A 20,964-nucleotide genomic window follows, 5' to 3' on the forward strand; every position below is an offset into this window, starting at 1 on the left:
CCATCAGCGGCCGCGATGGCCGGTCCCGCACCCGTGCTGCCGATCGAGGCGGCGCTCCCCGATCTGCGCCGCGCGCTCGCCGCGCGGAACGCCGCCGTCCTGGTGGCGCCCCCCGGCGCCGGCAAGACGACCCGCGTGCCCCTCGACCTGCTCGCGGCGCCCTGGCTCGACGGGCGCAAGATCGTCCTGCTGGAGCCGCGCCGCCTCGCGGCCCGGGCCGCCGCCGCGCGGATGGCCCAGACTTTGGGCGAGCCGGTCGGCGGCACGGTCGGCCTGCGCGTCCGCCTCGGCTCGAAGATCTCGGGCCGCACGCGGATCGAGGTCGTCACCGAGGGTATCTTCACCCGGATGATCCTGGACGATCCGGAACTATCCGGGGTCGGAGCCGTCCTGTTCGACGAGTTCCACGAGCGCTCCCTCGACGCCGATCTCGGCCTCGCGCTGGCGCTCGACGCGCAGGGCGGCCTGCGGGAAGACCTGCGGATCCTCGTCATGTCGGCGACCCTCGACGGCGCCCGGGTCGCGCGGCTGATGGGCGACGCCCCGGTCGTGGCCTCCGAGGGGCGCGCCTTCCCGGTGGAGACCCGCTACGCGGAGCGCGATCCGAACCGGCGGATCGAGGACTCGGTCGCCGAGGTCACTTTGCGCGCCCTGCGGGCGGATCCGGGCTCGATCCTGGTGTTCCTGCCCGGGCAGGCCGAGATCCGCCGGACCGCCGACCTGCTGGCCGAGAAGGTCGGCCCCGACGTGCAGGTCGCACCCCTCTACGGCGCGCTGACGCCCGCCGAGCAGGACCGCGCCGTCGCGCCGGCCTCCGCCGGAACGCGGAAGGTCGTCCTCGCAACCAGCATCGCCGAGACCTCCCTCACCATCGAGGGCGTCCGGATCGTGGTCGATTCGGGGCTGGCGCGGGTCCCGGTCTACGAGCCGGGCCTCGGTCTGACCCGCTTGGTCACGGCCCGCGCCTCCCGCGCCTCGGTGGACCAGCGCCGGGGCCGCGCCGGCCGCACCGAGCCCGGCCTGTGCTGGCGGCTCTGGTCCGAGGCTGGCACCAACGCCCTGGAGCCGTTCACGCGGCCCGAGATCCTGTCGGCCGACCTCGCCGGGCTGCTCCTCGACTGCGCCGCCTGGGGCGTGACCGACCCGGGCGCGCTCGCCTTCCTCGACCCGCCGCCGGCGCCGGCCCTGGCGGAGGCCCGCGCCCTGCTGAGTGAGCTGGGCGCCCTCGACGCCGACGGCCGCCTGACGCCGGTCGGCGCGCGCCTGCGGGCGCTGCCGCTGCCGCCGCGGCTCGCCCGGATGGTGACGGTCGCGGCCGGTACCGGCCAGGCGCGGGCCGCGGCCGACCTCGCCGCCGTGCTGGTGGAGCGGGGCCTCGGGGGCGACGGGGTCGACCTCGACGAGCGGGTCGAGCGCTTCCGCCGCGACCGGGGCGGGCGCGCCGCCGACATGCGCCGGCTCGCCGAGAACTGGGCCCGGAGCGCCGGGGCCGACGGGCCGGCGAGTCCGGATGCCGGCCCGGCCGCCGCCGGGCCGCTCCTGGCACTCGCCTATCCCGACCGGGTCGCCCGGGCGCGCGGCCGCGAGGGCGAGTTCGTGATGGCGAGCGGTCGGGCCGGGCGCCTCGACCCGGCGAGCCCGCTCGCCCGGGAGACCCATCTGGTGATCGCCGACCTCGCCGGGTCGGCCGGGAATGCGCGGATCCTGGCCGCGGCGGCGATCGGCACCGAGGCGATCGAGCGCCTCTTCGCCGACCGGATCGAGTCGCGCACCGAGATCACCTTCGATCCGCAGGCGGCGGCCCTGCGGGCGCGGGCTGTCCGGCGGCTCGGAGCGGTCAGTCTCGGGTCACGGCCGCTGCCGGTGCCGCCCGACACGGACAGCGCCGCGATCCTGGCGCGCGGCATCGCCGATCTCGGGATCGACCGCCTGCCGTGGACGCCGGCCCTGGCGCAGTGGCGGGCCCGGGTGACCTTCTTGCACGCCGCCGACGGCGCGGCCTGGCCCGACCTGTCGGCCGACGCCCTGGCCCGCACGGCGGAGACGTGGCTGGCGCCCGCCGTGGTGGGGCGCGCCGCCCTGGCGTCGGTCACGGCGAGCGACCTCGCGGACGCCCTCCAGGCCCAGCTGCCCTGGGACCTGCGCGCCCGACTCGACGCGGAGGCGCCGACTCATGTCGAGGTGCCAACCGGCTCGCGCATCCCGGTCGATTACACGGCCGAGGAGCCGGCGCTGGCGGTCCGGGTGCAGGAGCTGTTCGGCCTCGACCGGCATCCCAGGGCCGGCGGGCGCCCGCTAGTCCTGCACCTGCTGTCGCCGGCGCAGCGACCGATCCAGATCACCCGGGACCTGCCGGGTTTCTGGCGAGGATCCTGGGCGGCCGTGCGGTCCGAGATGCGCGGGCGCTACCCGCGCCATCCCTGGCCGGAGGACCCGCTCAGCGAGGCCCCGACCCGCCGGGCCAAGCCCCGGGGAACCTGACAGCCGCCCTTCGAGACCCCGACACGAACGGACCCGACGCGATGACGACCGACACGGATGCCCACGACCCCGCCGCCGAAGGCTGGACGCTGGTGGAGGACAAGGGCTTCATCGCCCATGTCGGGCCGCTGCACGTCCGCGGCGCGGACGGCGCCTACGCGTTCCGGGCCGATCAGAAGCACGCCAACCTGATCGGCGTGGTCCACGGCGGCATGCTGATGAGCTTCGCCGACCGCGCCCTCGGCGAGACCGCGATGCGCGCCGCCGGGGGCGCCAACTGCGTGACCATCCAGCTGGAGATGAAGTTCATCGATGTCGGCCGCCTCGGCGACTGGATCGAGATCCGGCCGCAGGTCGTCAAGCGCACGGGCTCCCTGGTGTTCATGCGCGGCGACGTCCGCGACGGCACACGTCTCCTCGCCTCGGCGGACGGCGTCTGGAAGATCCTGAGGCGCCGTCCCGATTGACCCGCGCAGGACGACGGTCCTAACCTGCTTGGGCGCATCGCGGCGCAGAGGCCCGATGTGCGGGGGAGGATCGCATGCGACCGTCGCCGACCGACGCATCCGGGATCGCGGCTGAACGCGGGTCCGCCCCGCGATCCCGGCGCACGATCCTCGCGGGCCTGGGGGCCCTGGCCGTCACTGCCGGCGACGCGGCGGCCCGACCGGAACCGCCCAGCACGGTGACGAGCCCGCCGCGCGACTTCCGGCCTGGCGCCGCCCCGACCACCTACTTCACCGATCCGGACATCGTCACGGTCGACCCGGCGTTCGAGCCCTACATCGTGCCCAACAGTGCCATCCGCCGGCTCTGGACCGGCGCCCTCTGGGCGGAGGGACCGGCCTGGAACTCGGTCGGCCGTTACCTGGTCTGGAGCGACATCCCGAACAACCGGCAGATGCGCTGGCTGGAGGAGGACGGGCACGTCTCCACCTTCCGGATGCCGAGCAACAACTCCAACGGCAACAGCTTCGATCGACAGGGGCGACAGCTTACCTGCGAGCACGCCACCGGGCGGGTCGTCCGCTACGAGCTCGACGGCTCGGCGACGGTCCTGGCCGATTCGTTCGAGGGCAAGCCGCTCAACTCGCCCAACGACGTCGTCCAGCACCCGGACGGCGCGTACTGGTTCTCCGATCCGCCCTACGGGGCGCTGCTCTACGAGGGCCTGCCCGACGTCGCCGGTGGCCCGAGCAACCGGCAGGGCCATCTCGATCCGCGGCTCGGCCAGCCCGCCGGGACCGTCCCGCGGCGACGCGTGCTCCCGAACGCCGTCTACCGCATCGACCCGTCCGGCCGGATCGACCGGGTGCTCACCGACGACGAGGTGCCCGACCCCAACGGCCTGTGCTTCTCGCCCGATCACCGGACGCTCTACGTCTGCTCCACCGGCAAGGGTCCCGGGGATACCGGACCCGGCGGCAAGGGCGAGATCTACGCCTTCGACGTCGGGGCTGGGGCGGCGCTCTCGAACAAGCGCCTCTTCTCGGACTGCGTCGTCGACGGGGTGAAATGCGGGCCCGACGGCCTGCGGACCGACGTCGACGGCAATCTCTGGGTGTCGAGCAATGCCGGCCGGGCCGTGGGCTACAACGGCGTCACCGTCTGGACGCCCCAGGGCAAGCTCATCGGTCGGATCCGCCTGCCGGAAGTGTGCGGGAATCTCACCTTCGGCGGCCCCAAGCGCAACCGCCTGTTCATGGCGGCGAGCCAGTCGCTCTACGCCCTGACGGTGAATACCCAGGGCGCCGGGCCGGCCTAGGATCGCGCACCCGCGATCCGGGACGGAACCGGCGCCGATCCTCCTCTCGGCCATGGCTGACCGGGCATCGCGACGCTATCTGTCACGGGCATGAGCGAGGATCCCGCCCCCGACCCGACCTTGAGCCGCCTCAGCGCGGCCCTCGGGGATCTGCCGAAGCGCGGGCTGCCGCCGGTCGAGCGGTGGGACCCACCCTATTGCGGCGCCATCGACATCCGCATCGCCGCGGACGGGACGTGGTTCCACAACGGCTCGCCGATCCGACGGGACAAGCTGGTCAAGCTCTTCGCCACCATCCTGCGGCGCGAGCCGGACGGCCGGACCGTCCTGGTCACGCCGGTGGAGAGCGTGGGCATCACCGTGGACGACGCGGCCTTCGTGGCCGTCGAGATGGCGGTGGACGGGAGCGGGGCGGACCGGCGGGTCTCGTTCCGGACCAACGTCGACGACCTGGTAAGCGTCGACGCCGACCACGCCCTCCGCTTCGAGGAGGCGCCGGACGGGGCGCTGAAGCCCTACCTCCATGTCCGCCGCGGGCTGTGGGCGCTCGTGACCCGGGCGCTCACCTACGACCTCGTGGACCTCGCCGAGGAGCGTCTGGTCGACGGGAAGCCCTGGCTGGGCCTGTGGGCCGGCGGCGCCTTCCACACGATCGCGCCGGTCGCCGCCGCGTGAGCGACCCGCTCGCCGACTTCCTCGCCCGCGCCGCCGCCGGCCTGTCGCCGGACCCGCCCGGACCGGACGATCCGACCTCCAATCCCCGGGGCGACCACAGCCTCGATCCGGACGGGACGGCCGTGATCCCGCCGCCGCCGCACCGCCGGGCCGCCGTCCTCGTGCCGGTCGTGCCGCGCGCGGACGGTCCGACCCTGATCCTGACGATGCGGGCCGCCAACCTGCGCGACCATTCCGGGCAGGTGGCGCTGCCGGGGGGCAAGATCGATCCCTCCGATCCCGGCCCTGCGGACGCGGCCCTGCGGGAAGCCTACGAGGAGATCGGGCTGCCGCCCGAGGCGGTGCGGTTCCTCGGCTATCTCGACCCGTACCTCTCGGGCACCGGCTTCCTCGTGACCCCGGTCATCGGCCTGGTCGATCCCGGCGCGGTGCTGACGCCGAACCCGGACGAGGTGGCCGACGTCTTCGAGGTGCCGCTCCCGTTCCTCATGGACCCGGAGCGCTACCGCCTGCGCTCCCGCGCGTGGCAGGGCCGCGAGCGCTGGTTCTACGCCCTGACCTTCGGCGAGCGGCTGATCTGGGGCGTCACGGCGGGGATCCTGAACAATCTGCGGGAACGGCTCTACCCGGAGGCGGCGCCCGGCGACGCCGACCGCGCGGCGCGTTAGGCTGACCGCATGCTCCGCCGCATCCTCGAAGAGTTCGGCCTCTTCCTCATCCCCTTCGCGCTGTTCCTCGTCTACCTGCTGCTGTCCGGTCGCAATCCCCTGCGCCGGGTGCACTGGGACGCGCACCTGTTCCGTTTGGTCCTGGCCGGGCTGGCGGTGGTGATCGGAACCCTCGTCTACGAGGGCCTGTTCTCGGAGCGCCGTCCCGGGGGCTACGTGCCGACCCACATGGAGAACGGCCGCCTCGTCCCCGGTGGCTTCCGGTGAGCCGCGCCCTCGATCCGGCGGGGCTGGCAGCCCTGCTCGAGCGCCCGGGCGTCCGCCGCGTCCTCGCGGCCCTGGACGCGCCGGGCGCGGAGACCCGCCTGATCGGCGGCTGCGTCCGAGATGCGCTCCTCGGCGCGCCGACCGCCGACATCGACATGGCGACGACGCACCGGCCCGAGGCGGTGATGCGGGCGGCGCAGCGGGCGCCCGGCCTCAAGGCGGTGCCGACCGGCATCGAGCACGGCACCATCACGCTGGTGACCGAGGACGGGCCGGTCGAGGTCACGACCCTGCGCGAAGACGTCGAGACCGACGGGCGGCACGCCGTCGTCCGCTTCGGCACCGACTTCCGCCGCGACGCCGAGCGCCGGGACTTCACCGTCAACGCGCTCTCCCTCGGCGCCGACGGAAGTCTGCACGACCCGGTGGGCGGCCGGCCCGACCTCGCGGACGGGCGGGTGCGCTTCATCGGCGATCCGGCGACCCGGATCCGGGAGGACGCGCTGCGGATCCTGCGCTTCTTCCGCTTCCATGCGCGGTTCGGCGCCGGCGCGCCCGACGCCGCGGCCCTGGCGGCCTGCGTGGCCGCGCGGGACAGCCTGGACCGGCTCTCTCGCGAGCGGGTGCGCGCGGAATTCCTGAAGCTGCTCGCGGCCCCCGGCGGCCCGGCCATGGTGACGACGCTGAGCGCGACCGGGCTGCTGCCGCGGATCACCGGCGGCGTCGGGGAGCTCGGGCGGCTGGAACGGGCCGCAGCCGCGGGCCTGCCTCCGGTGACGCGCCTCGCGGCCCTCGCCGTCGGCGCCCGGCACGACGCCGACCGGCTGCGCGAGCGGCTGCGCCTGTCGAAGAGCGAGCACGGGCAGCTGCTCGGCTACGCCGCGGCGCTGGCCGATCTCCACGGATGCGCGGTGCTGGACGCGGTCGCGGCGCGGGCCCTGGCGGCGGAGCACGGCCCGTCGTGCCTGACCGACGCGCTGGCGATCCTGGCCGGAGAGCCGCGGCCCGCCGTGACGGAGGCGGCGCGGGCGGCCCTGCGGGCCCTGGAGGGGGAGGGGGCGTCGCCGGCCTTTCCCCTGACGGGGGCGGATCTCGTCGCGGCCGGGGTGGCGCCGGGGCCCGGGATCGGGCGCGGGTTGGCCGCGGCGCGGAGGATCTGGCTGGAGCGGGGCTGCCCGACGGACGCGGAAGCGCGGGCCAACCTGCTGGCGCGGGCGCTGGAGAGCGCCCGCTGAACGAGGCTCAGAGCTTCAGGAGCGCCTTGGTCTCCTGGAGCTGGACGATCTGGCCGTTCAGCTCCTCGCGCTTCTGCAGGTCCTCGGTGGCGTCGCGCTGCATCTCGATCGCCTCGATGTCGCGGTCGAGGGATTCGTGCGTCAGCTCCTCGATCGGGGCGGCGCGCTCGGCCAGCACGGTCACGGCTGTCGGGCCGATATCGGCGAAGCCGCCGCGGACGTAGATCCGCTTGCCGCTGCCCTGGCTCTCGGTGATCACGATGACGCCGACCCGGAGGGAGGTCAGCACGGGCGCATGGCCCGGCATCACGGTCATCTCGCCCTCGGTGCCGGGCAGCTGAACGGCGGTCACCTCGCCGGAATACAGCGTCCGCTCGGGGCCGACGAAATCGAAGTGGAAGGTGGCCATGGCCTGACGTGTTCCCGGATCGGCGGCGCGCGCCCCGCCAAGCGGGCGGAGCGTCTCGGAAAAAGGCTGCGCGGACGGCACCGGTCAGGGTCGCCCGCGCGGCCTCTGTCCCCTTCCCGCGCGGGGAAGGGGGTGTCGTCTTACGCGGCCTTGAGCTTCTTGGCCTTCTCCTGGGCCTCCTCGATGGTGCCGACCATGTAGAAGGCGGCCTCCGGGAGGTCGTCGTAGTCGCCGTTCACCAGGCCCTTGAAGCCCTTGATGGTGTCCTCGAGGGCGACCTGCTTGCCCGGCGAACCGGTGAACACCTCGGCCACCGAGAAGGGCTGGGAGAAGAAGCGCTCGATCTTGCGGGCGCGCGCCACGGTCAGCTTGTCCTCCTCGGACAGCTCGTCCATGCCCAGGATCGCGATGATGTCCTGGAGCGCCTTATAGCGCTGCAGCGTCTGCTGGACGCGGCGCGCGACGTCGTAGTGCTCCTCGCCGAGGATCGCCGGCGACAGCATGCGCGAGGTCGAGTCCAGCGGGTCCACGGCCGGGTAGATGCCCTTCTCGGCGATCGAGCGCGACAGCACGGTCGTGGCGTCGAGGTGGGCGAACGAGGCGGCGGGCGCCGGGTCGGTCAGGTCGTCGGCCGGAACGTAGATGGCCTGCACCGAGGTGATCGAGCCCTTGGTCGTGGTGGTGATGCGCTCCTGGAGGGCGCCCATGTCGGTGGCGAGCGTCGGCTGGTAGCCCACCGCCGAGGGGATGCGGCCGAGGAGCGCCGACACCTCGGAGCCCGCCTGCGTGAAGCGGAAGATGTTGTCGACGAAGAACAGCACGTCCTGGCCGTCGTCGCGGAACTGCTCGGCGATCGTGAGGCCGGTCAGGGCGACACGCGAGCGGGCACCCGGCGACTCGTTCATCTGGCCGTAGACCAGGGCGCACTTCGAACCCTCGGCGGAGCCGTGCTCCTTCGGGTCGACGTTCACCTTGGACTCGATCATCTCGTGATAGAGGTCGTTGCCCTCGCGGGTGCGCTCACCCACGCCGGCGAACACCGAGTAGCCCGAGTGCACCTTGGCGATATTGTTGATCAGCTCCATGATCAGCACGGTCTTGCCGACGCCGGCGCCGCCGAACAGGCCGATCTTGCCGCCCTTCGCGTAGGGGGCGAGCAGGTCCACCACCTTGATGCCGGTGACGAGGATCTGGGCCTCGGTCGACTGCTCGGCGTAGGAGGGGGCCGGCTGGTGGATGGCGCGGAACGTGTCGGCCTGGACCGGGCCGGCCTCGTCGATCGGCTCGCCGATGACGTTCATGATGCGGCCGAGCGTGTTCATGCCGACCGGAACCTTGATCGGCTCGCCGGTGTCGGTGCACTCCTGGCCGCGGGTCAGGCCCTCGGACGTGTCCATGGCGATGCAGCGGACGGTGTTCTCGCCGAGCTGCTGGGCGACCTCGAGGACGAGGCGGGCGCCGTTGTTCTTGGTCTCCAGCGCGTTCAGGATCTCGGGCAGGTGGCCCTCGAACTGCACGTCGACCACGGGGCCGATGACCTGGGTGATCTTGCCGACCTTGTTGGAGCCGGTGCCGGGGAGTGCGGTGTTCGCCATCGTTAACCTACCCTTCAAGCTGTGCGGTCGGGTCGCGGTGCCTCAGAGGGCTTCCGCACCCGAGATGATCTCGATGAGTTCCTTGGTGATCATGGCCTGACGCGTCCGGTTGTAGATCAGCGTCTGCTTCTTGATCATCTCGCCCGCGTTGCGGGTCGCCGAGTCCATGGCGCTCATGCGCGCGCCCTGCTCGGAGGCGGCGTTCTCCAGGAGCGCCCGGTAGATCTGCACCGTCAGGTTCTTCGGCAGCAGCGTCTCGAGGATCGCCTCCTCGGACGGCTCGAATTCCAGGGCGGCGTTGCCGGCGGCCGCCTTCGCGGTCGTGTCGACCGCCGGCAGCTCCGCGGGGATCAGGCGCTGCGCGGTCGGGATCTGCGAGATGACCGAGCGGAACTCGGAGTAGAACAGGGTCGCGACGTCGAACTCGCCGTTCTCGAAGCGGGTCAGGATCTTGTCGGCGATCGAGGCGGCGAACTCGTAATCCACCGGGCGGTTGCCGCGGATGTCCATGCTCTCGACGATCTGGTCGCGGTACTGCCGGCGCAGCGCGTCGAGGCCCTTCTTGCCGACCGTCATGATCTTGACCGTCTTGCCCTCGGCGGCGAGCTTCTGGGCGTGCTCGCGCACCGCGAGGCGGACGATCGATGAGTTGAACGCGCCGGCGAGGCCGCGGTCGCCCGTGCACACCACGAGCAGGTGCGTCTGCTCTGAGCCGGTCCCGGACAGGAGCCGCGGGGCGCCGACGCCGCCGACGAGGTTGCCCGCGAGGTTGCCGAGCACCGCCGACATCTTCTCGGCGTAGGGACGGCCCGCCTCAGCGGCCATCTGCGCCCGGCGCAGCTTGGCGGCGGCGACCATCTGCATGGCCTTGGTGATCTTCTGCGTCGCCTTCACCGAGGTGATGCGGTTGCGCAGGTCCTTCAAACTCGCCATCGGGTGAGGTCCAGGTCCGTTCTATGGGCCTCTCCTTCCCTCGGCGGGAAGGAGCCGGAAGTTCGGGCGGTGCGGCGGGGACCGGGATCCCCCCGGCACCACCCAAGATCCCTCCCCGAGGGGAGGGGCCTCACATCAGCCGATCGACTTGGCGACGCTCTCGACGACGCTCTTCAGCTTGCCGGCGTTCTCGTCCGACAGGTCCTTGGAGGCGGCGATCGAGTCGAGCAGGTCCTTGTGCTTGGAGCGCAGGGTCGAGAGCAGCGCGTCCTCGAACGGGCGGACCTTGGTCACCGGCATCTTGTCGAGGTAGCCGTTCACGCCGGCGTAGATCACCGCGACCTGCTCTTCCATCTTCAGTGGCGAGAACTGCGGCTGCTTCAGGAGCTCGGTGAGCCGCGAGCCGCGGTTCAGGAGGGCCTGGGTGGAGGCGTCGAGGTCCGAGCCGAACTGCGCGAAGGCGGCCATCTCGCGGTACTGCGCGAGCTCGCCCTTGATCTTGCCGGCGACCTTCTTCATCGCCTTGGTCTGGGCCGAGGAGCCCACCCGCGACACCGAGAGGCCGACGTTCACCGCCGGGCGGATGCCCTGGTAGAACAGGTCGGTCTCGAGGAAGATCTGGCCGTCGGTGATCGAGATCACGTTGGTCGGGATGTAGGCCGACACGTCGTTGGCCTGGGTCTCGATGACCGGCAGCGCGGTCAGCGAGCCGTTGCCGGCGGCGTCGCCCATCTTGGCGGCGCGCTCGAGCAGGCGGCTGTGGAGGTAGAACACGTCGCCCGGATACGCCTCGCGGCCCGGCGGGCGGCGCAGCAGCAGCGACATCTGGCGGTAGGCCACGGCCTGCTTGGAGAGATCGTCGTACACGATCACGGCGTGCATGCCGTTGTCGCGGAAGTACTCGCCCATGGCGCAGCCGGCGAACGGCGCGATGAACTGCATCGGGGCCGCGTCGGACGCCGTCGCGGCGATGACGATGGAGTACTCCAGCGCGCCCTGGTCCTCCAGGACCTTCACGAACTGGGCCACCGTCGAGCGCTTCTGGCCGATGGCGACGTAGATGCAGTAGAGCTTGGCCTTCTCGTCACCGCCGGCGGTGTGGCCCGGCTTCTGGTTCAGGATCGTGTCGAGGGCGATGGCGGTCTTGCCGGTCTGGCGATCACCGATGATCAGCTCGCGCTGGCCGCGGCCGACCGGGATCAGGGCGTCGATCGCCTTCAGGCCCGTGGCCATCGGCTCGTGCACAGACTTGCGCGGGATGATGCCCGGGGCCTTGACGTCGACGCGGCGACGCTCGGTCGACTGGATCGGGCCCTTGCCGTCGATCGGGTTGCCGAGGGCGTCGACGACGCGGCCGAGCAGGCCCTTGCCGACCGGCACGTCCACGATGGCGCCGGTCCGCTTGACGGTCTGGCCTTCCTTGATCTCGCGGTCGGAGCCGAAGATCACGATGCCGACGTTGTCCTGCTCGAGGTTCAGGGCCATGCCGCGCACGCCCGACTCGAACTCGACCATCTCGCCGGCCTGGACGTTGTCGAGGCCGTAGGCGCGGGCGATGCCGTCGCCGACGGACAGGACCTGCCCGACCTCGGAGACCTCGGCCTCCTCGCCGAAGTTCTTGATCTGCTCTTTCAGGATCGCGGAGATCTCGGCGGCGCGGATGTCCATACTCGGGCCTCTGTCGCTGATGCGTCTATGCGTGTTCGGGTCGGATGGGGGCGCTTACCGCGCGGCCCGCATCGCGAGGCGGATACCGTTGAGCTTGGTCTTGAGGGAGGCGTCGACCATGCGCGAGCCCATCTTCACGACGAGGCCGCCGATCAGGCTGGGGTCGACCATGAGGTCGACGGCGACATCGGCCTTGGCGATGTCGCGCAGCGACGCCTTGATCTCCTCGACCACCGCGTCGGAGGGCTTCTCGGCCACCCGGACCTGGGCGCGCACGATGCCCTTCGAGTCCTGGACCAGGGTCCGGAACGCGTCGATCATGTCGGGCAGGGCGAAGAGCCGGCGGTTCGAGGCCGCGAGGCGGATGAAATTGCCGGCGAGGCCGCCGATGCCCGCCTTGTCGAGCACGGCGCCGATGGCGGCCGCCTGCTCCTCGGCGCTGAAGACCGGGCTGCGGACGAGGCGGCGGAGATCCGCGCTCTCCTTCAGCAGCGTGTCGAATTGATCGAGAGACTCGGCGACCGCGTCGACCTGGCGCTCGTCGCGCGCGAGCTCGAACAGGGCGGAAGCGTACCGGCCCGCCACGCCTGCGACCAGGGGACCAGCCTCGGAACCGTTCTGCGCCACCCGTCGCTCTCTTCTCTGGTTGCCCGTCCGCTCCGCGCGCTCCGGCTGGAGCGCGGTGCGAGACCGTTCGGGACGTGGGATCGCGCCGGCAACGGACAGGTCGAGAACTGTCCTCGCGGCGCGGCGACCGCCTAGCATGCCAGCATGGCCGCGCGCAACACGGCAGGCGCGCGTCGCTGCGCGTCAGGACGGCGGAAGTGTGACGCGGGTCCCGCCTCAGCAGGCGAGCCGGTCGCAGCGCCGCACGCTCGCGATCATCTTGGCCATGGCGCCGGCGCCGGGATGCCCGAGGATCCCGCTGTTGCCGATCACGTAGGACGGCGTCGCGTAGAGGCCGAGATCCGCGGCCATCCGCATCTGGCTCTTCAGCGCCGCGCGCACCTCCTCGCTGTCGGCGATCTCCTCGACCTCCGCCTGCGGGATCCCCATCGTGGCGGCGACGGCGAGCGCGCCGGGCCCGTCGATGCGGCCGGGCTTGCCCAGCAGCGTCTGGTAGAAGCGCCACGCGGCCTCGGAGCCGAGCTTGCGCTGCACCGCCAGCATCACCTTGGCGGCCTGGGCGGATTGCGGCGACAGGATCGGGTTGTGGACAAGCCCGATCCGCAGCTCCGGATCGCTGTCGTGCAGGGCGACCACGTCGGCGGCCGCCTTCCGGCAGTACGGGCAGTTGAAGTCGAAGAACTCGTAGAGCGTGGTCCCGGCATCCCGCGGCCCGACATAGGTCACGCCGCGCAGGGCCGGGATCTGCCCGGTGATCTCGCCCGGCAGGATCGAGTTCGCCACCGCGCGCCCGTCGTCGCCCGTCACCGCGACCCGCTGGCCGTAGGATTGCGCGGAGGCGCCGGTCAGGCCGGCACCGAAGGTGGCGGCTGCGGCGAGCAGGAGACGTCGCGAGACAGGCTTCGAAACAGGCATGGGACTCGTCCGGGGCATCGCTGTCCCGCTCCGGCCGCGCCGAAGCGGAGCCGGACCAGAACCAGGGGGTCGAGTCGGTTTCATGGCCGAGCGGCCGTGAACGTCGCGCGACCGCGGGGCGGGCGCGGCCTAGCGCAGCCCCTTCGGCCGGTCGCCGGTCGCCCAGGCCAGGGCCTGCTCGAGCCGGTCGTTGCCCCAGAACAGCTCGCCGTCGTCGGCCAGGAACGTCGGCGCCCCGTAGATCCCGCGGGAGCGCGCCTCCTCGACGCTGACCCGCAGCTTCGTCTTGTTGGCCTCGGCGGCGGCGGCCCGCACGGTCTGCGTGCCGTCGAGCCCGAGCGAATCGAGGATCTCCGCGACGGCCGCCGGCTCCGCGATCGAGCGGCCCTCGGCGAAGCTCGCGGTGAAGACCGCCTTCGAGAACGGGACCAGCCAGGGCTGGTCCTGACCGAGGATCGCGACCCGCACCGCGCTGAGGCTGTTCTGCGGGAACTGGGCGGGGCGCGTCACCGGCGGCAGACCGAGGCGCGCGGCCTCGCGCTCGACGTCGCGCCACATGTTCTTGCCCTTGGCCGCGTAGAGATTGAACGGCGAGGTGGTCCAGCCCTGCGCGGCGAAGAGCGGCCCGACCAAGAAGGGGCGCCACCGGATCGCCACGTCCGCCTCGGCGGCGGCGGCCTCGACGCGCATGGCCGCGAGGTAGGAGTAGGTGGAGGCGAATTCGTACCAGAACTCCAGAATTGGCTGGCGCGCCATAGACTTCGCTTCTCCGATGCACTCTCGCGGCGATGACGACCTGCAACGCCCGCGCCGTTTCTGACACAACCGCAAGGCCGTCGTGAGGCGAAACGCGGCCGATCCTCCGGCATCTCGGCTACGCGCGAGGCGGCGCGCCGGTTGCAGGCCGGTGACACCCGCGATAAGCCGCAGACGCCGAGCCAGATCCCTCGCCCAGTTCCGGAAGTCCCATGTCCGTCCCCGCGAAGAGCCCCGTGAAGAAGGTCGTGCTGGCCTATTCCGGCGGCCTCGACACATCGATCATCCTGAAGTGGCTGCAGACCACCTACGGCTGCGAGGTCGTCACCTTCACGGCCGATCTCGGCCAGGGCGAGGAGCTGGAGCCCGCGCGCCGCAAGGCGGAGCTCCTCGGCATCAAGCCCGAGAACATCTACATCGAGGACCTGCGCGAGGAATTCGTCCGCGACTACGTCTTCCCGATGTTCCGGGCGAACGCCGTCTACGAGGGCGTCTACCTGCTCGGCACCTCGATCGCCCGGCCGCTGATCGCCAAGAAGCAGATCGAGATCGCCGAGCGCGTCGGCGCCGACGCGGTCTGCCACGGCGCCACCGGCAAGGGGAACGATCAGGTCCGGTTCGAGCTCGGCTACTACGCGCTGAAGCCCGACGTCACGGTAATCGCGCCCTGGCGCGAGTGGGACCTGCGCTCGCGCGAGCAGCTCATCGCCTTCGCCGAGCAGCACCAGATCCCGATCGCCAAGGACAAGCGCGGCGAGAGCCCGTTCTCGGTGGACGCCAACCTCCTGCACGCCTCCTCGGAGGGCAAGGTGCTGGAGGATCCGGCCGTCGAGGTGCCGGACTACGTCTACTCGCGCACCCTCTCCCCCGAGGAGGCGCCCGACCAGCCGACGATCATCACGATCGGGTTCGAGCGCGGCGACGCCGTCTCGATCGACGGCGAGGCTCTGTCGCCCGCGAGCCTTCTGACCAAGCTCAACGAGCTCGGCCGCGCCAACGGCATCGGCCGGCTCGACCTGGTGGAGAACCGCTTCGTCGGCATGAAGAGCCGCGGCATGTACGAGACGCCGGGCGGCACGATCCTGCTGCCGGCGCACCGCGCCATCGAGTCGATCACGCTGGACCGGGGGGCCGCGCACCTCAAGGACCAGCTCATGCCGCAATACGCCGAGCTGATCTACAACGGCTTCTGGTTCTCGCCGGAGCGCGAGATGATCCAGGCCCTGATCGACAAGAGCCAGGAGAAGGTCACCGGCACGGTGCGGCTGAAGCTCTACAAGGGCGGCGTCCACGTGATCGGCCGCGAGAGTCCGCACTCGCTCTACGACCAGGACCTCGTGACCTTCGAGGAGGGCGCCGTCGCCTACGATCACCGCGACGCGGCGGGCTTCATCAAGCTCAACGCCCTGCGCCTGCGCACCCTGGCCCAGCGCAAGAAGCGCGAGGGCTGAGCCCGGTGCCGGTCGCCGCCGCGCGGGCGGCCGCGACCGGAGGTAGCCGTCAGGCGGGGAGCCAGCGCTCGGCGGCCCGACGGAAGTCGCCGGGCCCGAGATCGGCGTAGCGCAGGAAGATCTGCAGGGCCGGCTGCAATTCGCGATGGAGGCGCACGAGCCGCGTCTCCGCGTCCTCGTCGTCGTTCGCGGCCGCGCCCGGCACGGCGGCGAGAAGGCGCTTCATCGCCGCGGTGTAGGCGCCGTCCGCGCCGTAGGGCCGTTCCGGGTCGACGCGCGGTACCCCCTGCTCGGCGTTCCACCCGATATTCAGCTGCGGGATCAGCGCGAGGTGCTCGGGCGTCACCGCGAAGGTGATCAGGTCCGGGGTCTCGCCGGTGGCCGCGTCCCGGAAGACGTCGCCCACGGCGCCCGGATCGAGCTTGGCCAGACCGTTGTGGTACTGGTACCGGCCCGGCTTCAGCTGCCCGTTCTGGACGAAGACGGCGAGGCCGTCCTCGAGCGACCGGTGCTCCTCCTCGGCGCCCTCGTCGTCGCCGGTGACGTTGGCGATGTCGCCGTCGCGGTCGAGGCTGCCATAGGGGGCGGCCGGGTGGATGGTCGGCGCCCCCGGCTCGGCGCCGTCCCAGGCGACGACCATCCGGCGGATCAGGGCGATGCGCTCCAGGCTCAGGTCGTAGACGGCATCGCTCATCGTGTATCGGTCCCGGCTCTCACGCTTGGAAGGCCCGTCTTACAGAGGCGAGTCGCCCCCTGCTACCGCCGCAAGCAGCCCGTGAGGCCGTCGATCTGTCCCATCATCGCCTGGATCCGCGCGGCCCGGCGGCGCACCCCGGGGGAGGGCCGGCCGGCGCTGCGGGTGATCGGGTTCGGCAGCACGGCGGCGAGCAGGGCGGCCTCGTTGCGGGTCAGCCGGCTCGCGTCCTTGCCGAACCAGTGCCGGCTCGCGGCCTGCGCGCCGTAGATCCCGTCGCCCCACTCGGCGACGTTGAGGTAGATCTCCATCATACGGCGCTTGCCCCAGAGCGTGTCGAGCGCCAGCGCCAGCGGGATCTCGATGGCCTTCCGGATGTAGGAGCGGCCGGGCCACAGGAAGACGTTCTTCACCGTCTGCATGGCGATCGTGGAGGCGCCGCGGCTCGGGGAATCCTCGTCCTCGACCACGTCGCGGATCGCGCCGAAATCGACCCCGTGATCCAGGCAGAAGCGCTGATCCTCCGAGGCGATCACCGCCTGCGGCAGGGCCGGCGCGATGGCGGAGAGCGGGACCGGATCCCGACTCACCGGCTGAAGCGTCAACCACCGTCCCAGCATCAGGGTCGACGGCGGCATCACCGCGCTATAGACGAGCGCCAACGTCAGCGCGAGGACGAACCCGGCGGCGGGGAGCAGCAGCAGCGCTCCCACAAGCTGTCGGACGCGACGGGAACGGCGCGGGCGCGCGAGCGGGAGGTCGCGACCTGCCGTCTCCCGCCTGCGTCGAGCCCCGTCCACCGTGAGTCCGTCCCCGCCCAACTGACACCCGATTGGTTTTCGCAAGGCCAGGACCGGACGTAAGCCCGATGACCCCGACCCCCTCAACGCAGGCACCGACCGGTTCGGTCAAGGCAGTCACGCCGGCCGCCGATTTTACCCACAGGTTGACGGAGGTCGCCGGCACGGTCGAGACCTTCCTGGTCGAGCGGCTCGGCCCCGCGGTCGGCGCCGGCGAGATCGCCCGGCCGCCCCGCCTGATGGAGGCCATGCGGCACGCCGTGCTCGGCGGCGGCAAGCGTCTCCGGCCGTTCCTGGCCATCGAGACCGCCCGGATGCTCGGCGGCTCCGAGGCCGCCGCGCTGGCGGCCGGCGCCGGCGTCGAGCTGGTCCACTGCTACAGCCTCGTCCACGACGACCTGCCGGCGATGGACGACGACGACATGCGCCGCGGCAAGCCCACGGTCCACAAGGCCTACGACGAGGCCACCGCCATCCTCGTCGGCGACGCCCTGCAGACGCTGGCCTTCGAGATCGTGGCCGACCCGACCTGGCAGCCGGATGCGCGCATCCGCGCCGACCTCGTGCTCGGCCTCGCCCGGGCCTCGGGCCTCGGCGGCATGGTCGGCGGCCAGCTCCTCGACCTCACCGCCGAGGGCCGGTTCGGTGCGGCCAACATGGACGTGGACGACACCCTGCGGATGCAGGCGATGAAGACCGGCGCGATCCTGGCCTTCTCGGTGGAGGCCGGCGCGATCGTCGGCGGTGCCGACAAGGACCAGCAGGCCGCACTCCTGCGCTACGGCCTCGCCCTGGGGCAGGCCTTCCAGATCGCCGACGACATCCTCGACCGGGAGGCCTCGCCCGAGGCCATGGGCAAGGCCACCGGCAAGGACAAGGATGCCGGCAAGGCGACGCTCGTCGACCGTCTCGGCATCGACGGGGCCCGCGCCGAGTGCGACCGCCTCGTCGGCGTCTGCGAGGACGCGGTGTCGTCCTGGGGGGAGGGCGCCCGCGTCCTGCGCGACGCCGCCCGCTTCACGGTCGCCCGCAAGACCTGATCGCGCCGGGCGGCCGGGCCGGGCCCGGCGGCCCGACCTCCGCGAACACTGCGCCACGACCACGCGGGGCACGCCACAAGCGATCGCGGCTCCGCCGGATCGAAACCCTCCGCGAGGCGGACCCGCGCCGTCCCGATCGGGGCCATCCGAACCGGAGGCAGGACCGCGGAGCGCGCGGCGCCGGTCAGAGCCGGTTGGTCTTGTTGTGGACGTCGAGGCACACGGCGGCGAGCAGGACGACACCCTTGATCACCTGCTGCCAGTCGACGCCGATCCCCAGGATCGACATGCCGTTGTTCATGATGCCGATGATGAAGGCGCCGATCACGACACCCGAGACCTTGCCGATGCCGCCCGCCGCCGAGGCGCCGCCGATGAAGCAGGCCGCGATCACGTCGAGCTCCATCCCGACGCCGGCCTTCGAGTTCGCGGTGTTGAGCCGGGCGACGAAGATCATGCCGGCGAGGCCCGCCAGCGCGCCCATGTTGGCGAAGGTCAGGAAGGTCAGCCGCTCGGTCTTGATGCCCGAGAGGCGCGCGGCCTTGATGTTCCCGCCCAGCGCGTAGATCCGGCGCCCGATCGTCGTCCGCGTCGTCACGAAGCCGTAGAGCGTCACCAGCGCCAGCAGCACGAGGAGCACATTGGGCAGGCCCCGGTACGCGCTCATCTGCCAGGCGAAGGCCAGGATCAGGATGGCGGTCACGCCGTTGCGGCCGATGAACGCCGCCGGGGACTCGGCCGGGCTCTCGTTCCGCAGCCGAGCCTGCCGCCGTCGCCAGTTCAGCCCGGTCAGCGTCGCGACCAGCGCGGCGGCGATCAGGACGGCGGTCCAGGGTCCGGCGCCGTTGACGAGGAAGCCCTTGGCGAGGAGCTGGAACACCTCCGGGAACGGTCCGATGGAGGCCCCCTGAAGCAGCACCTGCGTCAGGCCGCGGAACACCATCATGCCGGCCAGGGTGACGATGAAGCTCGGGATGGCGAGGTAGGCCACGAAGTAGCCCTGTAGACCGCCGATGACCGCGCCTACCGCGAGGCACAGGAGGGCGGCCGAGAACGGGTCGACGTGGAAGCGGACCATCAGCAGGGCGGCGAGCGCCCCCACGAAACCGACCACCGAGCCGACCGACAGGTCGATATGCCCGGCCACGATGACCAGCAGCATCCCGAGCGCCATCACGACGACGTAGCTGTTCTGGAGGATCAGGTTGGTCAGGTTCAGCGGCTGGAACAGGACGCCGCCCGTCGCGACCTCGAAGAACAGCGTGATCGCCGCCAGCGCGACGACGAGCCCGTAGGCGCGCAGCTGCGCCATCGGCAGGCGGCCGCGCCCGGCCCGGACTTCGCCCGCGGCGGCGGCCGGGATGAGTTCGCTGCCGGGGCTCATGGACTTGCTCACTGTGATGTCGGTCATCCGTTCGGCCCCCTGGAGCGCATGATGGCGCGCATGATCGCTTCCTGGCTGGCCTCGGCGCGGTCGAATTCGCCCACGAAGCGCCCCTCGTTCATCACGTAGATGCGGTCGCAGAGGCCGAGCAGTTCCGGCATCTCCGAGGAGATCAGGAGGACGCCGCGGCCGTCCTCGGCCAGCTCGTTGATGATGCTGTAGATCTCGTACTTCGCGCCGACATCGATGCCGCGGGTCGGCTCGTCGAGGATCAGCACCTTGGGCCGGGTGAACAGCCACTTGCTCAGCACGACCTTCTGTTGGTTGCCGCCCGACAGGTTCACGGTCTGCTGCGTCACCCCGACGGAGCGGATGCGCATCTTGGTGCGGTAGCCGGTCGCGACCCGGTGCTCGGCCGCCTCGTCGATCACCGCGGCGGTGGAGATCCCGGGCAGGTTCGCCAGGGTGGTGTTCCGGGCGATGTCCTCGCCCAGCACGAGCCCGAGCTGCTTGCGATCCTCGGTGACGTAGGCGAGGCCGGCCGCGATCGCCCGGTCGATCGTCGAGACGTCGACCTCGACACCCTCGATCCGGACCGTGCCCCGGATGTCCCGGCCGTAGGACCGGCCGAAGAGGCTCATGGCAAGCTCGGTCCGGCCCGAGCCCATCAGGCCCGCGATCCCGACGATCTCGCCCCGGCGCAGGCTCAGGTCGACGTCGCGCACCACCGCCCGGTCGGCGTGGACGGGGTGGTGGACCGTCCAGTCGCGCACCTCCATCAGCACCGCTCCGATCCGCGGCGTGCGGACCGGGTAGCGGCTCTCCAGCGTGCGGCCGACCATCGCCCGGATGATGCGGTCCTCGTCGATCGCGCCGCCGCGGCAGTCGAGGGTCTCGACGGTGCTGCCGTCGCGCAGGACCGTGATCCGGTCGGCCACCTTGGCGATCTCGTTGAGCTTGTGGGAAATCAGGATCGAGGCGATGCCCTGCGCTTTGAAGCGCAGCAGGAGCTGCAGCAGGGCCTCGCTGTCGGTCTCGCTCAACGACGCGGTCGGTTCGTCGAGGATCAGGAGCTTCACCTCCTTGGAGAGCGCCTTGGCGATCTCCACGAGCTGCTGCTTGCCGACCCCGAGATGGGTGACGAGGGTGTCGGGGCTCTCGTCGAGCCCCACCATCGCCATCAGCGCGCGGGCGCGGGCCTGGACACGATCCCGGTCGATGACCCCGAACCGGGCCGGCTCGTTGCCGAGGAAGATGTTCTCGGCGATCGACAGGTACGGCACCAGGGCGAGTTCCTGGTGGATGATCACGATGCCGAGGCGCTCGCTGTCCGTGATGTCCCGGAAGCGGCCCGGCCGCCCCTCGTAGGTTATGTCGCCCGTGTACGACCCGTAGGGATACACGCCGCTCAGCACCTTCATCAGCGTCGACTTCCCCGCGCCGTTCTCGCCGACCAGGGCGAGGATCTCGGCGGGCTCGACCGTCAGGTTGACGTCGGCGAGGGCCTTCACGCCGGGGAAGGTCTTGGTGATTCCCCGCATCTCGAGAACGGGCTGCATGCGGCGCCTACCAGCTCGGACTGCACGTTCGGCCCGCGCGAC

The 20,964-nt window shown here is 71.6% G+C and carries 20 protein-coding genes; 9 read left to right on the forward strand and 11 right to left on the reverse strand.

Annotated elements, in window-relative coordinates:
- Nucleotides 1–15: 15 nt before the first annotated feature.
- From hrpB to ACLBYG_RS03415, 7 genes are all read left to right on the forward strand, one after another.
- Nucleotides 16–2,481 (forward strand): ATP-dependent helicase HrpB, encoded by a 2,466-nt coding sequence (gene hrpB / locus ACLBYG_RS03385; RefSeq protein ID WP_447680591.1) that lies wholly within the window; start codon nucleotides 16–18, stop codon nucleotides 2,479–2,481.
- 41 nt (nucleotides 2,482–2,522) lie between these two features.
- Nucleotides 2,523–2,948, forward strand: coding sequence for a PaaI family thioesterase (locus ACLBYG_RS03390; protein ID WP_447680592.1), 426 nt, complete (start codon nucleotides 2,523–2,525; stop codon nucleotides 2,946–2,948).
- Nucleotides 2,949–3,022: 74 nt separating this feature from the next.
- The gene (locus ACLBYG_RS03395; protein WP_447680593.1) at nucleotides 3,023–4,246 is read left to right on the forward strand and encodes an SMP-30/gluconolactonase/LRE family protein; all 1,224 of its coding nucleotides are present in this window, start codon (nucleotides 3,023–3,025) and stop codon (nucleotides 4,244–4,246) included.
- 90 nt (nucleotides 4,247–4,336) lie between these two features.
- Nucleotides 4,337–4,921 carry a DUF1285 domain-containing protein gene (locus tag ACLBYG_RS03400; protein WP_331299465.1) on the forward strand — a complete coding sequence of 195 codons (585 nt, stop codon included), beginning with the start codon at nucleotides 4,337–4,339 and terminating at the stop codon, nucleotides 4,919–4,921.
- Nucleotides 4,918–5,589 carry a CoA pyrophosphatase gene (locus tag ACLBYG_RS03405; RefSeq protein ID WP_056522483.1) on the forward strand — a complete coding sequence of 224 codons (672 nt, stop codon included), beginning with the start codon at nucleotides 4,918–4,920 and terminating at the stop codon, nucleotides 5,587–5,589. Before ACLBYG_RS03400 ends, ACLBYG_RS03405 begins: the two co-directional genes overlap by 4 nt.
- A 9-nt stretch (nucleotides 5,590–5,598) precedes the next feature.
- Complete coding sequence (locus ACLBYG_RS03410; RefSeq protein ID WP_020093505.1) at nucleotides 5,599–5,856, forward strand: DUF6111 family protein; 258 nt, start codon at nucleotides 5,599–5,601, stop codon at nucleotides 5,854–5,856.
- The gene (locus tag ACLBYG_RS03415) at nucleotides 5,853–7,091 is read left to right on the forward strand and encodes a CCA tRNA nucleotidyltransferase (RefSeq protein WP_447680594.1); all 1,239 of its coding nucleotides are present in this window, start codon (nucleotides 5,853–5,855) and stop codon (nucleotides 7,089–7,091) included. Before ACLBYG_RS03410 ends, ACLBYG_RS03415 begins: the two co-directional genes overlap by 4 nt.
- 7 nt (nucleotides 7,092–7,098) lie before the next feature.
- On the opposite strand, the gene ACLBYG_RS03420 is transcribed toward ACLBYG_RS03415, so the two are convergent.
- The 7 genes from ACLBYG_RS03420 to ACLBYG_RS03450 all read right to left on the reverse strand — a co-directional run bounded on the left by ACLBYG_RS03420 (nucleotide 7,099) and on the right by ACLBYG_RS03450 (nucleotide 13,994).
- Nucleotides 7,099–7,500 carry a F0F1 ATP synthase subunit epsilon gene (locus tag ACLBYG_RS03420; RefSeq protein WP_020093503.1) on the reverse strand — a complete coding sequence of 134 codons (402 nt, stop codon included), beginning with the start codon at nucleotides 7,498–7,500 and terminating at the stop codon, nucleotides 7,099–7,101.
- Nucleotides 7,501–7,640: 140 nt separating this feature from the next.
- Nucleotides 7,641–9,095: a F0F1 ATP synthase subunit beta gene (atpD, locus tag ACLBYG_RS03425; RefSeq protein ID WP_020093502.1), complete on the reverse strand. Its 1,455-nt coding sequence runs from the start codon at nucleotides 9,093–9,095 to the stop codon at nucleotides 7,641–7,643.
- Between the two features lie 42 nt (nucleotides 9,096–9,137).
- On the reverse strand, nucleotides 9,138–10,028 hold the full coding sequence (locus ACLBYG_RS03430; protein ID WP_103985306.1) for a F0F1 ATP synthase subunit gamma: 891 nt from the start codon (nucleotides 10,026–10,028) through the stop codon (nucleotides 9,138–9,140).
- A gap of 135 nt (nucleotides 10,029–10,163) precedes the next feature.
- Nucleotides 10,164–11,696 carry a F0F1 ATP synthase subunit alpha gene (gene atpA / locus ACLBYG_RS03435; RefSeq protein WP_354454275.1) on the reverse strand — a complete coding sequence of 511 codons (1,533 nt, stop codon included), beginning with the start codon at nucleotides 11,694–11,696 and terminating at the stop codon, nucleotides 10,164–10,166.
- A gap of 54 nt (nucleotides 11,697–11,750) precedes the next feature.
- Nucleotides 11,751–12,323: a F0F1 ATP synthase subunit delta gene (locus ACLBYG_RS03440; RefSeq protein ID WP_447680595.1), complete on the reverse strand. Its 573-nt coding sequence runs from the start codon at nucleotides 12,321–12,323 to the stop codon at nucleotides 11,751–11,753.
- 216 nt (nucleotides 12,324–12,539) lie between these two features.
- A complete protein-coding gene (locus ACLBYG_RS03445) occupies nucleotides 12,540–13,238 on the reverse strand; it encodes a DsbA family protein (RefSeq protein ID WP_056522497.1) in 699 nt (232 codons plus the stop codon).
- A gap of 129 nt (nucleotides 13,239–13,367) precedes the next feature.
- Nucleotides 13,368–13,994 (reverse strand): 2-hydroxychromene-2-carboxylate isomerase, encoded by a 627-nt coding sequence (locus ACLBYG_RS03450; protein WP_020093497.1) that lies wholly within the window; start codon nucleotides 13,992–13,994, stop codon nucleotides 13,368–13,370.
- 212 nt (nucleotides 13,995–14,206) lie between these two features.
- On the opposite strand from ACLBYG_RS03450, the gene ACLBYG_RS03455 reads away from it, so the two are divergent.
- A complete protein-coding gene (locus tag ACLBYG_RS03455) occupies nucleotides 14,207–15,445 on the forward strand; it encodes an argininosuccinate synthase (protein ID WP_447680596.1) in 1,239 nt (412 codons plus the stop codon).
- Nucleotides 15,446–15,494: 49 nt separating this feature from the next.
- Here ACLBYG_RS03455 and ACLBYG_RS03460 read toward each other — a convergent pair whose 3' ends face one another.
- Both ACLBYG_RS03460 and mtgA read right to left on the reverse strand, forming a co-directional pair.
- Nucleotides 15,495–16,139: a hypothetical protein gene (locus ACLBYG_RS03460; RefSeq protein WP_091680081.1), complete on the reverse strand. Its 645-nt coding sequence runs from the start codon at nucleotides 16,137–16,139 to the stop codon at nucleotides 15,495–15,497.
- A 62-nt stretch (nucleotides 16,140–16,201) separates the two neighbouring features.
- On the reverse strand, nucleotides 16,202–16,972 hold the full coding sequence (gene mtgA, locus ACLBYG_RS03465; RefSeq protein ID WP_447680686.1) for a monofunctional biosynthetic peptidoglycan transglycosylase: 771 nt from the start codon (nucleotides 16,970–16,972) through the stop codon (nucleotides 16,202–16,204).
- 35 nt (nucleotides 16,973–17,007) lie between these two features.
- Between mtgA and ACLBYG_RS03470 the strand changes: the two genes are divergently transcribed.
- Complete coding sequence (locus ACLBYG_RS03470) at nucleotides 17,008–17,979, forward strand: polyprenyl synthetase family protein (protein WP_026604982.1); 972 nt, start codon at nucleotides 17,008–17,010, stop codon at nucleotides 17,977–17,979.
- Nucleotides 17,980–18,163: 184 nt separating this feature from the next.
- Here ACLBYG_RS03470 and mmsB read toward each other — a convergent pair whose 3' ends face one another.
- Both mmsB and mmsA read right to left on the reverse strand, forming a co-directional pair.
- Entirely contained in the window at nucleotides 18,164–19,390 is a 1,227-nt protein-coding gene (gene mmsB, locus ACLBYG_RS03475) for a multiple monosaccharide ABC transporter permease (RefSeq protein ID WP_447680597.1), read from the reverse strand.
- On the reverse strand, nucleotides 19,387–20,922 hold the full coding sequence (gene mmsA / locus ACLBYG_RS03480; protein WP_447680598.1) for a multiple monosaccharide ABC transporter ATP-binding protein: 1,536 nt from the start codon (nucleotides 20,920–20,922) through the stop codon (nucleotides 19,387–19,389). Before mmsA ends, mmsB begins: the two co-directional genes overlap by 4 nt.
- Between the last annotated feature and the right edge of the window lie 42 nt (nucleotides 20,923–20,964).

This window comes from Methylobacterium sp. D53M (assembly GCF_053345625.1).